Origin of the sequence: Chryseobacterium sp. 2987 (assembly GCF_031456375.1) — a bacterium.
GTDB classification, from domain to species: domain Bacteria; phylum Bacteroidota; class Bacteroidia; order Flavobacteriales; family Weeksellaceae; genus Chryseobacterium; species Chryseobacterium vaccae.
On sequence record NZ_JAVDUN010000001.1, the window covers coordinates 69,264 to 84,142 of the forward strand.

Below are 14,879 nucleotides of genomic sequence, written 5' to 3' on the forward strand. Positions count from 1 at the left end.
ATAGAACCTATATTATTTCCGGTTATGTATCATCAATTAGAAAAACATTACGTCAACAGAGTAGGGTGGCTTCGGGCTGCCGTTTTAGGGGCTAATGACGGACTTTTATCTACAACCAGCATCGTGATTGGTGTGGCAGCGGCACAACCTGAAAGGAATACCATTATTCTGGCTGCCTTAGCCGGGATGATTGCCGGAGCAATGTCTATGGCTGCCGGAGAATATGTATCGGTGAGTTCCCAGGAAGACACAGAAAAAGCAGATCTTCACAGGGAAAGGAAAGAACTGGAAGAGATGCCTGAAATTGAGCTTAAAGAACTGGCGAAGATCTACGAAAGAAGAGGGGTCAGTAGAGAAACAGCGATGAAAGTTGCCACAGAACTTACTGAGCATAATGCTCTGGAGGCCCATGCCAGAGATGAATTGGGAATCAACGAAATTACCAAAGCACAGCCTTTACACGCCGCAGGAGCTTCCTTTATTTCTTTTGCAGTAGGAGCTTTACTACCTTTTGCCGTCTCACTTTTGGCACCCATTAAACAGATGGTTTACTTCCAGTATGGATTTTCTATTGTATTCCTGATGCTTCTAGGTGCTGTTTCAGCCAGAACAGGAGGATCAAGAATAGCTCCCGCAATACTGAGGATTTGTTTCTGGGGAACGGTAGCAATGGGAATGACCGCATTAGTAGGACATTTTTTTGGAGTGAGTGTGTCGTGAAATGGCTGTCGGATTTTGTTAAAGGTTGAAAATCATACGCCGGAGGTAAAGTTTACGGCTAGGAAACAGATGAACAAGAGGTACGTCAATGAGAATATTTGTTATTTTTGACGGACAGTAAATTGATTATAATGAAAAACCTGGAAAACAAAAAGATTGAACAAATTAGATTAAAGACAATCAAAGGCGGGACTTTAGTGTATACTGAAGATCCGAAGCCTACTACTTCACCTGAAGGTGCTGGTGAAGTGATCAAGTAGTAGCCTTGTTAATTAATATAACAAATTAAACTTAGGAATAAATAATATTTCGTTTATTTCGTTTGTTTCGAATATTTTATTTGTTATATTTGTATGTGTTTTAAAATCAAAATGATGGGTGTTAAGAATATAATTACAAAAGAAGACCGGAAAAATGCAAGAACTTCTTTATCCGTTTTACGTACCAGTATCAAACAGGTAAGGAAACAGGATAAAAGAGGAACTGTAAAACTAAAATACAATGAAGAAGAGATTCAGATCCCTGAGCAGGCATTTGTCTTATTTAAAAGTATTTTGTCAAATATAGCAGAGGGCTTGGAGGTTGCAGTTATTCCTTCCCATAAAGGGCTGTCTACCCAAATGGCTGCTGACCTATTGAGAATATCACGTCCACATTTAATCAAACTTTTAGAAAGAGGTGATATCCCTTTTTTTAAAGTTGGAACCCATAGAAGAATTGAATTGGAAGATCTTGAAAATTATGAGGAAAAGCAAAAGGAAATACGTGAAAAGCAGTTAAAGTTTCTTACAAAACAGGCACAGGATCTGAATCTTGGGTATGAATAAAACAATTGCCTTACTGGATGCTAATGTACTCTATCCTGCTCCTGTGCGGGATATTTTACTTTATATTGCTTCTGAAGGTGGTTTTGAACCTAAATGGACATCGGCTATTCACGAAGAATGGGTAAGAAATCTTCTTAAAAATAGACCTAAGTTAAATAAAACCAGTTTGGAGAAAGCCATAAGTGCTATGAATCTTGCTTTTCCCGAAGCTGATGTAAATGATTATGGAGAATTAATTGATGCTTTGGAACTTCCAGATAAAGATGACCGCCATGTTTTAGCAGCCGCTCTGTATAGTGGAGCCAATTTTCTGTTAACTTTTAATTTAAAGGATTTTCCTTCCAAAAGTATTTTAAAATATCCTGTAAAAGTTATTCACCCTGATGATTTTATTGTTCAGATTTTATCGGAAGATACAGCATTAGTGAAATCTGCTTTCAAAAAACAGGTTTTAAACCTTAAAAATCCCAAAAAAACAAAAGAAGAAGTTTTAGAGATATTAATGAAGTGTGGTCTTAAAAAAGCAGCTGAGCTTCTTCAATAGCCTCAAATTTCTGATTTAGATAGGTTTGAAGCTGAAAGAGAAGTAATTAATAATAAGTGTCATTCTATTTTTATTTTTTTATGATAACTTGATTTTACTGTGGCCTTCAATGCCTATAACTAAAAATAACTTCCAGTCTCCTTCTTTTATCTTCCAGCCATTAATCTTAACTTCCTTAATCCGAATGATGTTTAGATTAATCTTTTACAAAGAGTTAAAGTAAACATCATTTAAAATGTGCAACAGATGTAATACTTGTATCTTTATACCTTTAAAAATTACTAGAAGCCAATGAAAATCAGTTTGTGTCTAATTGTTAAGAATGAGGAAGAAGTTTTGGGACTACTGGATTTTTCATTCAATTTTTTAAGATATTTTACTTGTGAAAAATATTTTTTACACGATTTAACTGGTTGATTAGGTTTTGTGAAACAAATTCACTATTTAGGGATAAATTTTAAGCGAAATCAGAGAAGCTTCCATTATACAATGGCATTAATAATATTTCTTTTTTAACCATAAACTTATTCTTACAAGCAATATCAAAACCGGAACTTCTACTAATGGTCCGATTACTCCAACAAATGCCTGTTGAGAGTGAATTCCAAAAACAGCAATCGCTACGGCAATCGCCAATTCAAAATTATTTCCTGTTGCTGTAAAGGCTATGGAAGCATTTTTATCATAAGGAATATTAAAGGATTTGTTGATAAAGAAACTAACAAAGAACATGAGTACAAAATACACTATTAGTGGTACAGCTACTTTTAAAACATCTAATGGTAACTCTAAGATCTTATCACCTTTAAGGCTGAACATGAGGACAATCGTAAATAAAAGTGCATATAAAGTCAGCGGAGATATTTCAGGAATAAACTTCCTATTATACCATTCCAAACCTTTTAGCTTGGTTAAAAAGTAACGGGTTAAGAAGCCTGCTAAAAACGGTATACCTAAATATACCAGAACACTTTCTGTAACATCTCCCATTGATACCGTTACATTAAAATTAGCCAATCCTAGTTTCTCGGGTAAAACATTGATGAAGAGCCAAACCATAAAACTGTAACTTAATACCTGAAATATACTGTTTAGAGCGACTAGCAATGCTCCGTATTCGCGGTTTCCTTTAGCTAAATCATTCCATACCAATACCATTGCAATACACCTTGCTAAACCTATAAGAATCAAACCAATCATATAATCGGGTTCATCTTTCAGGAAAAGAATGGCTAATAAGAACATCAAAACTGGCCCGATAATCCAATTCAATACTAAAGAAATTCCAATTGCTTTTTTATCCTGGAAAACTTTGGGTAACAGTGAATAATCAACCTTTGCTAATGGTGGGTACATCATTACGATTAAACCAATCGCCAATGGAATATTTGTAGTTCCTACGGATAGAGAATTTGTGATTTCAGAAATGTTAGGAAAGAAATATCCCAGAGCTATCCCAAGGAACATCGCTAAAAATATCCAAAGAGTAAGGAATCTATCCAGAAATTTTAATTTGGGCTGCATTACGTTTATTTTATCAATTCTTATTTTTTATCTGTGAAAAGACATAGAACATTTCAGTACCCATCTGTAAACTTCTCTCATGATATATCTTTGTCTGTTCAGGGGTACCATCAGAAATTTTTGGGTCTTCAAAAGTGATAGGAATACGTTTGTCAGCTCCTGCAATAAATGGGCAGTCACCGTCTGCCTGAGAACAGGTCATAATTGCAGCAAAACCATGCGTCGGATTAAAAGGACTGTCATACTTTTTAGAAAAACCTATGATTGGGAGCCTGTCTTCATCAAATTTGATAGCATACACTGGATTTTCCGTATTGGAAATTTTTATAATTGAAAGTCCTTGTTCGTTCAAAGTCTCCACAACTTTAGGAAATAGGGCCGTTTCTTCTGTTCCTCCTGAATAACAGGTTACATTCGATATATCATAATAAGCACTTGCAACCTGTGCCCAAACTTGTGACAAATGGCTTCTTCTTGAATTATGGGTGCAAATAAAGTTAAGGATTACTTCTTTTTGCTGTTCCAATCTTTTTTGAATAAAATCAACCAATGGTGCTAATGTGGATTTCCTATCTGCACTGATTTCCTGATTTTTTAGTATGTCTATTGTTTGTAATAGTTTCGGATACATAGTTTATATGATTTAGCAGCATCCGGAATTTGGAGTACAGCAAGAAGTTTGATGAGTAGAAAGTTCAGATAAGTTTACTTTTGGCTTTTCTGCAGGAATCCCGCAGGCATCCTGGGCTAAACAGGCTGTTGTTTTATTTTTAAGAACAAAATGTTTCCCGTTAAATTTTAAATCATATTTTCCAATTGTGGTATTTTGATATTCAACTTCAATGTCACCATCTTCAATACCTAATTTTTCTTCCGAGAGTCTGATAATATGTAAAAGCTTCCCAGGCTTTAACCTATGCTCAAAATCATCAGCATTCCATAATTGAAAATTAACCACGCTTTCATTGCGGATGGTACCACCACAATCAATAAAGTGTTTGGTCACAGTTCCTACTTCTGTAACATGAAAATGTTCAGGAACAAAAGCTCCGTTTTCTAATTGAAACTCAACATTTTCTAATGTTGGTAAAATTTCTTTGATTTCAGATAATTTCATCAATTTTTATTTATTGGTTAAATGCAATATTGCGATATATGTATTTAAAAAAATGCCCTAACAGCATTTCTGATTTGTAGTCGTCAGAATTATATTTGAAAAATAATCTTTCAGGATTCCAAAAGTATTTTCATCAATACAGTAGCAAATGGCAGTTCCTTCGATATTCCCTTTGATAAGACCGGCATTCTTTAATTCTTTCAAATGTTGAGAGACGGTTGCCTGTGCTAAAGGAAGTTCATTAACAATGTCTCCACAAATGCAGGTATTTACTTTTAGCAGATATTCAATAATCGCGATTCTGGCAGGATGTCCTAATGCTTTTGCAATAACAGCAATCTTGTTTTGCTGATCTGTAAAGTGATCTGTTTTTGTTACTCCCATGATTAGAATAATTATATCGCAATATTACGATTAAATATTTGAAATGGAAAATTTATTTGGTTTTTTCTAATTTCAATATCATGCCTGTAATACAGGATTAGTTATAACCTTTCAACTTTATACAGTTACTTTAATTTTCTAAAACAAAAATATTTTCTTTTTTGTAATAGTGAATTACATTAAAAATGACAGAGATCTGTTATTTTCTGAAAGACTGATACCAGGTAAATTTGTAGCATAAATAAATACAATGATGCTATGAAAAAAATTATTAGAATAGGAATTCTTCTTGTCTCCTCTATTATGTATTCGCAAGTCGGGATTAATACTGAAAATTCTAATAGTACATTGACTGTAAATGGTTCATATGCTGGGAACTATAAGTCGGTAGCTGTGGATACTAACTTAACCATTACTGATCAATTTGTGAATGTAGTAGGTGCCTCTGGTACTGTTACCATTACCCTTCCTGATGCTGTGGTAGCAGATGTAGTAGAAAATTCATTTTATGGAAGAGTGTATCATATTAAAAATACATCTTCTTTTGATGTCACCATCAAAGGAAATGGTACACAGTTGATACAAACCGGTTCCGCTTCCACGGGCAACACCATTACTATTAAATCAGGACAATCGGTCATGGTTATTAAAAATTCAAATAATGTGACAACTGCTCCTTTATGGGATATTTTTCAACAAACTACCGTCTCCAATGATAATAATTTTGTGGCAGGTGCCATTAAATCGTTTAGGGTGGTGATACCTGCTAACATATTTACAGCCAATGGAGGAACAAGAAATATAATGACCGGGAGAGCAGTGACCAATACTGGTACTACCAATAGAAAATCTGCTTATGAACTTTCCAATGCTGTTGACCAGGCAAAATTTATTCATATCAACGGGTTAAGAATGGATTTTTTGGAAGCTGCGTTCGATGGAGATGTAGCTCCCAAATTCTGTAATGTTACTTCTGCTCCAATTACATATAGTGTTTCTTCTCTTTCAACAAACAACCGATATATTGATGGAGCTAATACCACTATTGCCGGACCTGGTTATTATTATAGTTATAACATTGATGGAGATGATGATTTCGGTGCAGATATGGATCGAGCAGAGTATGTGAATGCCATGATCATCTTTCCTAATGGAGAGTGGCACAACTGTACTTGGCATGCTACCAGAGATGCTGTCAACTATTATTTTTATTTTACTGCACAGCGTTTAAATTGATTATAAAAACTATTCAATATACATATAGGTTCAAGCACTTTTTTAACCACTCGAATCGAAAATATAAATTGATATTGTAGGTTGGGTAGTCCGGATGGAATTCAGATTTATCAATATGGAAAAATTTTTCCAAGGAATTTACAGCATAGCGGGTACTATAGTTACAATAAGGCGATGAAGAAAATATTACATGTACACTATGAAAATGTTCAAATAGATTGACGAAACTATGTAATATCAGCTTTAATTTTAAAGCTGATACTTTGTATATGTAAGATTAGAAAATAGAGGATGTATATTCAAATTATTTTCAATTTTTTATTACATTAAGTTGTGAATCATGACAAATGCAATGAGCTCAGATGATGTTTTTGTATTGGTTTTTTTTCGAAGATTTCTTTTGTGATTTTCTACGGTATGATAGGATATTGATAATTTTAAAACAATCTGAGGGGTATTGTAGCCTTGGCACATCAGATCTAAAATCTCTTTTTCTCTTGTGCTTATTTTGGGAACGTCAATCTCAATGCTTTGAATATTTTCTTCAATAAATTTATAATATCGTGTTTCTTTATTACTGTCATCAATGACGGAAAATAATGGAAGGTTAGGAATTTTAAAATGAGAGATGTCATAAATCACAACCAAAGAGGCTTCTATTTCATTTTTATCATTAATATATTGGCCTATTGATTTAATCATAACCATACGGTATTGATTATTCCGATCAATCATTCTTCCATAAAAATTAAATTTTAATGTTTCTTTTTTGGAATTATCTAAACTTAAACGTGTTCTCTCAGCAAACTGAAAAGCCGCATTTAAATAATCCCTGTCTTCAGGATGATACAACTCCATGTAGAAATGATTTTCAAAACTATGAATCCAGTCTTCCTTTTTAGTAGGAGTAAACTGTTCGATATTTTCACTTACCATTTCAATTTTCCTTTCCGATCGGTTAAGGAGAATCCAAAAATATATACTCATAGCATGGTCTGCAATACTCTTAATTTTTTCTTCAAAAAAATTATAATATTTCCCTTGTGTCTTATTACTATTATGACCAAGCGAACTGATCAGTTCATCAGTACTAATAGGGTGAATTTTTTTCATATGATTTGTTGTTTTTTATAAAATAATGTACATTAAATTTAGTGAAATAATAAAAACAAATTTAGAAAATAGGGATGAATTTTTAGGTTAATTTAGTCTTTACAGTAATGCTCTTCAAATGTATAATTTTCTAAAATGACAGATATCTGTTATTTCATGAAATACCTTATTGAAATATATTTGCGCATAGTATTTCTGTACTGTAAAAACACAAAATCGAGTATATATTAAAAACTAATAACTATGAATTACTCTATGAAAAAAATGACCTATGTGCCCTGATTATAAGAAGATTTATACGGATTTGATCTCAGAGAAATTCCCTTTAAAATTGAATGAATGCCAAGATTTTTTTAATAAAAAAACATTGAATAGCTTAGATATTATTCAATTGAATAATATACTTTTTCCAAACAATAAATTTAATGATCAAAAACATAAATCTTACGATAAGCAAAGCATATTTGAAATGTTAAAGTATCAAAGAGAAGAAAAACTTAATAATTCACAATTAGCATTGCATTTTAAATTGAGTAGGAATACAGTAGCTGCCTGGAAGAAAAAATATAAGATTTAAGGAGAAGTGTAGATCTAACAAATTAAAAAAACATGATGAAAAAAATAAAAATAATATAGACACGATCAAGTATTATTTAGGTTACTTATTAGGATTGTATTCAAAAATAAATAATTAAGTCAATTTATGCCATGAACTTTAAAAATATACATATTGGTTCTTTGATTAAGAGTGAAATTGTGAAAAATGAAATAGAGTATTCCCGTATTTCAACATTTTTTAGTAAACCTGTTGTAGAAATAGAAGAAATGTTCAATCAAGAACATCTTTCTACAGAATTATTATTGAAGTGGAGTAAGCTATTGAAATACGATTTTTTTAGACTTTACTCTCAGCATCTTATTTTATTTTCCCCACAAAGGAATATGGGGAGCGATATCAAAAGAATAAACACGCCTGTCTTTAGAAAAAATATTTATACTAAAGAAATGATATTATTCATTTTAGAAAGGATAGACAGTGGCAAAATGTCAAAACCTGAAGTAGTAAGTACTTATAAGATACCTAAAACTACTCTTTATAAATGGATTCGTAAGTATTCAAATTTGGATTCTTAAACAATAAAGATGATCTCTTGATGCTATAATCTTAAATGAAATAATATACTAAGACTCTGGAATACAAATTTTTCTTTTAAAAAAATTAATCACCTTTTTGATCCCCTAAAAATCAAAAACCTCTGAGAATCAAAAGATTTCAGAGGTTTTTTGTACCCATAAACGAAGAGATATCGAAACATTTAGTGGAAGATTTAGAAAGAATCGTAGAATTAAATACTCCTCTTCTGTGACCTTGACGAGCATATCTTCAAATACTGTTATTGTTTTTTGTCTTGTTATTTCTTACGTCATCACAAAGTAATATAAATAGGTTACAATAACACAATAGTTGCTCTTGGTGAAAATTATTAACTCTTCCTTATGGGAGGGGTTTGAATATAGTATCTTAAAATGATACATACTTGTCAAAGCTTTTATCTTCCATATGTTTTCAACTAGCAAGTGTAAGTTCATAGTATGACAGATTGTTGTAAAAATGAGAATTGTAGTGAAGATTAAATGAGTGGGTTATTTAGAAATGGTTTGAACATACGGTTTATGATGTAATTATATACTTTCATAAAAAAGCCAAAAGTCAAATAAAGTATTTATAAGATGGATTTTTACGAAAAAAAATATATTTTAATTTTTAACATGTAATACGTTATCATTTATTTTTTAATTGTGGATGGCTTAAAATTTGTATCGATGTATTATCAATTTTAACTGAGATATTCGTATAAAAGTCATTATAAAATAATAAAATATGATTATCGATGAAAATCTTTTGCTCGAAAATGGAGCGGTTTATGAGAACTATTCTGCAAAGGAAATTATCTATCTATTGGGAGATTGTCCCTATTATTATTTCCAAATTGTAAGAGGAATAGTGGAACTGAATAATTACCATGAGGATGGAAAGGAATTTACTCAAAATATCCTCTCGGATGGGCAGAGTTTTGGTGAATCACTTCTTTTTAGTGATAAGAAATATCCAACAAATGCTATTGCTAGAACAGAATGTACTATAATAAAGTTAAGAAAGTCAGATTTTTTTAAGATGTTAGAGGAGAGGAAAGATCTAATGTTTTCCCTTTTCGCATATCTTTCCGATCGGCTTTTCTATAAATATATCATGCTTTTTAATAACTCATCCATTGACCCTATGTCAAAAATAAAGTCCTTGATGGATTATTACAAGGAGAGTTCAAGTTGTAAAAAACAATATTCATATGAAGTACCTTTAACCCGGCAGCAAATTGCGAATTTGACAGGTTTACGTGTTGAAACGGTCATTAGAACTGTAAAAAAAATGGAGAAGAAAGATATTATTAAGATTAATGGTCGTCATATTATGTACTAGTTCGCATAAATTACGTTAAATTTTAATAAGCCTTCTGTTAATTGAAGGCTTATTGATTATAACCAACTGCTATTTTACATAAATATTTCTATACTTTTAGTACGTAATTTTATTTTTACGGTTATAAAATGGATAGAAGTTGTAACTTTTTATCATTAGTGATCTCTAAACTTCTTCCATTAGCGAATATCTTCAAAATTTGAAAATCTTGATCGTAATCTTACGACTACTGTATTTGCCTGAAAAAGCTTCAGTATATAGTCTAAACTGTATGAGAGTATTATCTAACTCGTAAAGCGAATATGGATCTTGTATTTATTGCAATATTCTTATTGTGTTTCATTTTTTGAAGAATTAATTAAAATAAATATTTTTTTCAGATCTGGACTCTCATAACGATTAAGGAAGAATGATAAAATGATTTTAAACATCTGATTTCATTATGAATTTATTCTAAAAGTAAATCCTTATAATGTAGCTCTTAAGTCAAAAAAGAGAATTCCATAATTCTTAACACTTTTATATAATAAATAAAGCCTTGCATTGTTTATTATACTATTACTTCAGTAAGATGTGCGTTTTCTCAAATATTTTTATATATTGTTTGGTTACTAATCATGAAGACTAAAAAGTTTCATTTTTACCAAGTAATTTTTGTTACAGGGAGATATAATAATATATATTAATAAAATATTTTACTATTAATAACCAGGCGTATTCCTTGATTTTGCAGTTTTTTAATTGTTCTTATAACAGTTTCCACTCTTAATCCTGTTAGTGATGCAATTTGATGTCTGGTGAGAAATACTTGAAAAGAATCAGTCGGAGGTTTTGATTTTTTTAAGTAATTGAATAGATTCATTATTTTTTCGGACGGGCTTTCTGATGCAAATCCTTTCATCAGGTAGGTATAATGCATATTTTCTGCGGTATATTTGTATAAATCTAACAGTATTTTGGGATTATCTTTTAGCATTAAATCAAAGCCCAATTTTTCCAATTTGATTATCCTAGAATTCTCCATTGCAATGGCACTTACAGAATATGGATGTTTTAAGAACAGGAAAAGTGCTCCTAGACAATCACCTTGAATAGAAATGTTGTGAATAAATTCACGACCCGCTTTTTTCTCACTGACAATCTTCACAGTTCCTGTTGAAATTTGAAAATAAGAGATTACGTCATCATTTTCTTTAAATACATATTTTCCCTTTGTAAAATTTACAATTTTAGCTCCACAGTTCATCAAAAGCTCCTCTTTGATCAGCATCAATTTTTATTTTAATTATTCATATGAAAATATTTTGTGTACAGTTCCTAATTTATTTACAAGTGTACAAAGCTTTCTTATGACCATTTGTCGTCGTGATCATTTCTCTTAAGTTCTCTTTCAACTTCATTAATTTCAGGTAAAGGAAGAAGATAAGTGTCATTAATATATTTTAGAATATTTTTATTTGTTTTATCATCTATTTTTCTAATGAAAAGGTTATTGGAGGATTTCAGAGTTTCGATGAAGTTGTCAGCATATTGGTCTTTACTAAAAAAAGTTTTTTCAATGACTGCTCTTTTATCATCATTCACAATAATATCACTAAAGGCTGTATTGAGGAGTACTGTCTGGAAAAATGATTCAGCCGGTAAAAGAGTGTGCAGGTAATAATCTTCAAAATCCATTACCCTTTTATTATTGGTTAAAAATACACAGGTTTCTCTTGTAAGGATAAACCACTTCCCACCAATTATAAGGTATAACTTCCTTCATAAATTCTCTTTTATAAATAAATGAAGATATTTTATGGGTCAGCTCTGTAAAATGATTCTGTATTCTTTGAAGTGTATCAGGCCTGTAAAATTTCTGGTCATAATAAAAAGATAGTTTCTTCCGCTATTAAATAGATAAATTTCTTTCATCTTGCTTCAACTTTTCAATGAAATAGGATGGCGTTACGCCGTGTTCGTTTTTAAAAGCAGCGACAAAAACCTTGTGCGTGACAAATCCGCTTTCTTCAATGAGGTGGCTTATTTTGTATTCTCTGTATTTGGGATTATTGTAAAGCTTATCAACAATATAATTGATTCGCAATCCGTTAATGTAATTTGAAAAATTTTTACCTCGTTCAATCTTGATAATTTCAGAAAGGTATTTGGTATTGGTATTGAGATTATTAGCAAGCCATGTTAAACTGGCTTCTTTTTTTAGATATTTCTCAGATGCCTCAAACTTTTCCAACTTCTGGAGCAATGATTTTGCGGTATCGTTAGGAATGCCTGTGGAACCTTTATTTTCTTTGTTTCTTATGATTTCTGAAGATTTTATGGGTGAATTTTCTTTCTTACTGCTTATTGTAGAAATCATCTGTTCGTATTTCTTGTGAAGATTCTTATTTTTTCTTCTCCAGAGCAGACTTATAATGATGGTAGCAATAATTATAAGAATGCCCATAATGGTTAGCAAATTCTTTGAAGCGGCCTTCTGCTCATTTACTTCATGTGCTACCAAGTTTTTCATGGTAACATCTGCATTATTTTTTGTAACAGTATTTAAGCTATCTTTAAGATAGTTATATTTATCCATATAAAATTTTGATTTCTCTTTGTCACCTATACTTATGTAAGAGTCTGTAAGAAATTCAAAAGATTCCATTCTACTGTACGGACTACGAAATTTTTTTTCCAGTTCTAAAGCATGTAGCGCATAATGAATAGATTTTTGATAGTCTTGTTTTTCTGAATACAACCAGCTTGCCTGATTCAGCATTATTATTTTATTCTTAGGAGGTATATTGTATTTTTCATTCTTATGAATTTTTAAACCTTCTAAAAGGTATTTTTCTGCTAATGCTATATTCTCTTTGGTATCTTCCTTGGATAGATACGATATACCAATAGCCATACTACCAAAAGCAATCTGGTCGTATTTTAAGTCATTGGATATATTACCGTTATTGTCACTTATTTGTTTTGCCGCATCAAGGCTCTTTTTTCGAAAATACAGTATTGAATCTGCAAATTTACTCTCGAATTGTCCATTCTCATAATAGGCAGTGATATTATCATAGCATAGCGAAAGATAATATAGTCTCTTATCTTTATTTTTAATAGTTTGTATAAATTTAATAGCTGTTCTAAAATCCTTAATACTGGCATCGTTCAGACCCAAATAGCCCAATGCAAGTGCATTTCTACGATATATATTAGAGATGTAGCCATAAGGGTCTTCTTTACCGTGGGCAACTTTCTTTAGTTCACTGCCTAATTTAATCAATTCTCTATTTCGATCCTGTACTGTATATAGTAACATTATAAGACTGCCACTCTGTAAAATCCCCTGGTCATATTTTAATTTGTCGGAGGCACTTTTTAAGTGGAATAACTGTTCTTCTTGTTGTTTTGGGTCACCTGCATGTTCATTAATTTCTTTTGTAATTTCTTTTAATTTTATGTCGATAGCTTCAATCTGTGACGTAGTACCATATTGTTTGTTCTGGCCAAGCACAAAATAAAAGGAGAAAAATAGAATAAAAAGATAGAATGTTTTTTTCATTGATTGAATAGTTTATTTATTTGGTAAGAAGTCTTTGTGTAGTGTATCAAGCTTTCACTTGCAAAGTTATTAGATAAATTCAGAATTATATCTCAATTACTGGATGTGCATGTTAGAAATTTTATTCGACGGTATGTGAATTGTTTATTTATATAAGATATTGATAATCATATATGATTTATTGTAAAATAAAAATAATAACTCTGAAGTTGTTAGACTAATTCCGAAATCGCCAAGTATAAGCTTTGTGAGAGAGGTGGGTTCATCTTAATATTGTCATGAATTTATTTATTCATAAATGTGGTTTGTGATTGCATAATCTTTTATTTACTGTGATTAAAATATTCCGCATTAAGATAAAATATTTGGAGGGTTAATCGGTGCAGATTAATATGATGAATTATATTTTAGCAACTAATCAATATCCAAAGCTTGAAAGAACTAATGATCATAAAAAAAATAATAATATCCTCTTACTTAGGGAGAAGATATTATCTATTTATTTTATCTTTTATTTTTTCACTTTTATCGTTTGCAAAAGCATCTGAAATTTCAGATCATAATTCTGGTAATATATATATATATGGTGATGTTAAATTTATAGTTTCCGAGGGTACTATATTACATGGTAATGCTGTTATTGCACCTGCCAAAAAAATGCAGAAGACCTTAAGAAAGTTATCGTCTCAATCTGTAAAAACAAAATCAACCGAGAAGAAAATAAGAAAGATGGAAAACCTTTCTTATTATGATATAGCTAAAATTATTCCTTTGGACAGTGCAGAAGATTTCAATCCCGGATCTTCAGGAATTAAAAAGTTTTCTGTTATAACTCGGTATGATTTGAAATTATATGCTGTTATTATTAATAGTATTTTTATACTTATTCTTTACTTTTTTTCCCTTGTAGGTATTCGTTCATATAAATGCAGGGTAATTCCGGTATTAGATATGGGCCACAATTTCCAGCGTCCACCACCGATTTTATAGATCACCACAACTCTCTTTTATCATCTGTTTTATACTGTCAATAAACTACAAAATAAACTTAAAACTCAATTTAATTGTAATAGAGAAAAAATATTTTATATACAAATTTAAAATTTTCTATTATCAAAAGAATTAAGTATTTAATGTTAAAGTTGCAGGGTTCCCCTAAGCTTGTTAGCAACTTAGATGATTTCACCAAGAATGCTTAGAGTAGTAATCTTTCCATAAGCAGATTTAGAATATCAAATATATAAAAAGAAAAACTAGACAAATGACAATTTTATACAAAATCAAGGATTATCTCCACGATAATTTCCTTACAATAGACAACACAAATGATTTCATAGCTCATACAGTGAGAGGACGATCCCTGAATATGATACAGATATGCGATACTG

General features: G+C 31.1%; 17 protein-coding genes. 9 read left to right on the top strand and 8 right to left on the bottom strand.

Annotated features, from left to right (window positions below; translation table 11 throughout):
- Positions 1 to 24 precede the first annotated feature (24 nt).
- The 4 genes from J2Y40_RS00370 (at position 25) to J2Y40_RS00385 (ending at position 2,091) form a co-directional block, all read left to right on the top strand.
- Positions 25 to 720: a VIT family protein gene (locus J2Y40_RS00370; protein WP_309995689.1), complete on the top strand. Its 696-nt coding sequence runs from the start codon at positions 25 to 27 to the stop codon at positions 718 to 720.
- A 131-nt stretch (positions 721 to 851) separates the two neighbouring features.
- Positions 852 to 980, top strand: coding sequence for a hypothetical protein (locus J2Y40_RS00375; protein ID WP_262885775.1), 129 nt, complete (start codon positions 852 to 854; stop codon positions 978 to 980).
- 111 nt (positions 981 to 1,091) lie between these two features.
- Entirely contained in the window at positions 1,092 to 1,547 is a 456-nt protein-coding gene (locus J2Y40_RS00380; RefSeq protein ID WP_309995694.1) for a helix-turn-helix domain-containing protein, read from the top strand.
- Complete coding sequence (locus tag J2Y40_RS00385; protein WP_309995697.1) at positions 1,540 to 2,091, top strand: PIN domain-containing protein; 552 nt, start codon at positions 1,540 to 1,542, stop codon at positions 2,089 to 2,091. The genes J2Y40_RS00380 and J2Y40_RS00385 overlap by 8 nt, the downstream gene beginning before the upstream one ends.
- Positions 2,092 to 2,586: 495 nt before the next feature.
- Here J2Y40_RS00385 and arsB read toward each other — a convergent pair whose 3' ends face one another.
- The 4 genes from arsB to J2Y40_RS00405 are packed head-to-tail and all read right to left on the bottom strand — an operon-like array spanning position 2,587 to position 5,116.
- Complete coding sequence (arsB, locus tag J2Y40_RS00390; protein WP_153394651.1) at positions 2,587 to 3,615, bottom strand: ACR3 family arsenite efflux transporter; 1,029 nt, start codon at positions 3,613 to 3,615, stop codon at positions 2,587 to 2,589.
- Positions 3,616 to 3,628: 13 nt separating this feature from the next.
- The gene (locus tag J2Y40_RS00395; protein ID WP_309995701.1) at positions 3,629 to 4,246 is read right to left on the bottom strand and encodes a protein-tyrosine-phosphatase; all 618 of its coding nucleotides are present in this window, start codon (positions 4,244 to 4,246) and stop codon (positions 3,629 to 3,631) included.
- A 12-nt stretch (positions 4,247 to 4,258) separates the two neighbouring features.
- A complete protein-coding gene (locus J2Y40_RS00400) occupies positions 4,259 to 4,732 on the bottom strand; it encodes a DUF6428 family protein (RefSeq protein WP_309995703.1) in 474 nt (157 codons plus the stop codon).
- A 57-nt stretch (positions 4,733 to 4,789) separates the two neighbouring features.
- Positions 4,790 to 5,116: a helix-turn-helix transcriptional regulator gene (locus J2Y40_RS00405; RefSeq protein ID WP_153394645.1), complete on the bottom strand. Its 327-nt coding sequence runs from the start codon at positions 5,114 to 5,116 to the stop codon at positions 4,790 to 4,792.
- Between the two features lie 258 nt (positions 5,117 to 5,374).
- On the opposite strand from J2Y40_RS00405, the gene J2Y40_RS00410 reads away from it, so the two are divergent.
- A complete protein-coding gene (locus J2Y40_RS00410) occupies positions 5,375 to 6,352 on the top strand; it encodes a hypothetical protein (protein ID WP_309995707.1) in 978 nt (325 codons plus the stop codon).
- A gap of 321 nt (positions 6,353 to 6,673) precedes the next feature.
- Here the strand turns inward: J2Y40_RS00410 and J2Y40_RS00415 are convergent, their stop codons facing one another.
- Complete coding sequence (locus J2Y40_RS00415; RefSeq protein ID WP_309995709.1) at positions 6,674 to 7,465, bottom strand: LuxR C-terminal-related transcriptional regulator; 792 nt, start codon at positions 7,463 to 7,465, stop codon at positions 6,674 to 6,676.
- A 271-nt stretch (positions 7,466 to 7,736) separates the two neighbouring features.
- Here J2Y40_RS00415 and J2Y40_RS00420 point away from each other — a divergent pair, with 271 nt between their 5' ends.
- From J2Y40_RS00420 to J2Y40_RS00430, 3 genes are all read left to right on the top strand, one after another.
- A complete protein-coding gene (locus J2Y40_RS00420; RefSeq protein WP_309995712.1) occupies positions 7,737 to 8,042 on the top strand; it encodes a helix-turn-helix domain-containing protein in 306 nt (101 codons plus the stop codon).
- Positions 8,043 to 8,173: 131 nt separating this feature from the next.
- Positions 8,174 to 8,599, top strand: coding sequence for a transposase (locus J2Y40_RS00425; RefSeq protein WP_153394637.1), 426 nt, complete (start codon positions 8,174 to 8,176; stop codon positions 8,597 to 8,599).
- Between the two features lie 748 nt (positions 8,600 to 9,347).
- Entirely contained in the window at positions 9,348 to 9,944 is a 597-nt protein-coding gene (locus tag J2Y40_RS00430; protein WP_309995717.1) for a Crp/Fnr family transcriptional regulator, read from the top strand.
- 682 nt (positions 9,945 to 10,626) lie between these two features.
- On the opposite strand, the gene J2Y40_RS00435 is transcribed toward J2Y40_RS00430, so the two are convergent.
- From J2Y40_RS00435 to J2Y40_RS00445, 3 genes are all read right to left on the bottom strand, one after another.
- The gene (locus tag J2Y40_RS00435) at positions 10,627 to 11,214 is read right to left on the bottom strand and encodes a Crp/Fnr family transcriptional regulator (RefSeq protein ID WP_309995720.1); all 588 of its coding nucleotides are present in this window, start codon (positions 11,212 to 11,214) and stop codon (positions 10,627 to 10,629) included.
- A 77-nt stretch (positions 11,215 to 11,291) separates the two neighbouring features.
- Positions 11,292 to 11,690: a beta-1,6-N-acetylglucosaminyltransferase gene (locus J2Y40_RS00440; protein WP_309997516.1), complete on the bottom strand. Its 399-nt coding sequence runs from the start codon at positions 11,688 to 11,690 to the stop codon at positions 11,292 to 11,294.
- 145 nt (positions 11,691 to 11,835) lie between these two features.
- The gene (locus J2Y40_RS00445; RefSeq protein WP_309995723.1) at positions 11,836 to 13,491 is read right to left on the bottom strand and encodes a helix-turn-helix domain-containing protein; all 1,656 of its coding nucleotides are present in this window, start codon (positions 13,489 to 13,491) and stop codon (positions 11,836 to 11,838) included.
- 432 nt (positions 13,492 to 13,923) lie between these two features.
- On the opposite strand from J2Y40_RS00445, the gene J2Y40_RS00450 reads away from it, so the two are divergent.
- Complete coding sequence (locus J2Y40_RS00450; protein ID WP_309995726.1) at positions 13,924 to 14,481, top strand: hypothetical protein; 558 nt, start codon at positions 13,924 to 13,926, stop codon at positions 14,479 to 14,481.
- Positions 14,482 to 14,879 lie beyond the last annotated feature (398 nt).

What these genes read in the sequence shown, in the direction of transcription:
- J2Y40_RS00425 (WP_153394637.1), top strand. Translation starts at nt 8,174, where the DNA reads ATGAACTTTAAAAATATACATATTGGTTCTTTGATTAAGAGTGAAATT.
- J2Y40_RS00400 (WP_309995703.1), bottom strand. Translation starts at nt 4,732, where the DNA reads ATGAAATTATCTGAAATCAAAGAAATTTTACCAACATTAGAAAATGTT.
- J2Y40_RS00435 (WP_309995720.1), bottom strand. Translation starts at nt 11,214, where the DNA reads ATGCTGATCAAAGAGGAGCTTTTGATGAACTGTGGAGCTAAAATTGTA.
- J2Y40_RS00395 (WP_309995701.1), bottom strand. Translation starts at nt 4,246, where the DNA reads ATGTATCCGAAACTATTACAAACAATAGACATACTAAAAAATCAGGAA.
- J2Y40_RS00445 (WP_309995723.1), bottom strand. Translation starts at nt 13,491, where the DNA reads ATGAAAAAAACATTCTATCTTTTTATTCTATTTTTCTCCTTTTATTTT.
- J2Y40_RS00380 (WP_309995694.1), top strand. Translation starts at nt 1,092, where the DNA reads ATGATGGGTGTTAAGAATATAATTACAAAAGAAGACCGGAAAAATGCA.
- J2Y40_RS00375 (WP_262885775.1), top strand. Translation starts at nt 852, where the DNA reads ATGAAAAACCTGGAAAACAAAAAGATTGAACAAATTAGATTAAAGACA.
- J2Y40_RS00385 (WP_309995697.1), top strand. Translation starts at nt 1,540, where the DNA reads ATGAATAAAACAATTGCCTTACTGGATGCTAATGTACTCTATCCTGCT.
- J2Y40_RS00430 (WP_309995717.1), top strand. Translation starts at nt 9,348, where the DNA reads ATGATTATCGATGAAAATCTTTTGCTCGAAAATGGAGCGGTTTATGAG.
- J2Y40_RS00410 (WP_309995707.1), top strand. Translation starts at nt 5,375, where the DNA reads ATGAAAAAAATTATTAGAATAGGAATTCTTCTTGTCTCCTCTATTATG.
- J2Y40_RS00370 (WP_309995689.1), top strand. Translation starts at nt 25, where the DNA reads ATGTATCATCAATTAGAAAAACATTACGTCAACAGAGTAGGGTGGCTT.
- J2Y40_RS00415 (WP_309995709.1), bottom strand. Translation starts at nt 7,465, where the DNA reads ATGAAAAAAATTCACCCTATTAGTACTGATGAACTGATCAGTTCGCTT.
- arsB (WP_153394651.1), bottom strand. Translation starts at nt 3,615, where the DNA reads ATGCAGCCCAAATTAAAATTTCTGGATAGATTCCTTACTCTTTGGATA.
- J2Y40_RS00405 (WP_153394645.1), bottom strand. Translation starts at nt 5,116, where the DNA reads ATGGGAGTAACAAAAACAGATCACTTTACAGATCAGCAAAACAAGATT.
- J2Y40_RS00420 (WP_309995712.1), top strand. Translation starts at nt 7,737, where the DNA reads ATGTGCCCTGATTATAAGAAGATTTATACGGATTTGATCTCAGAGAAA.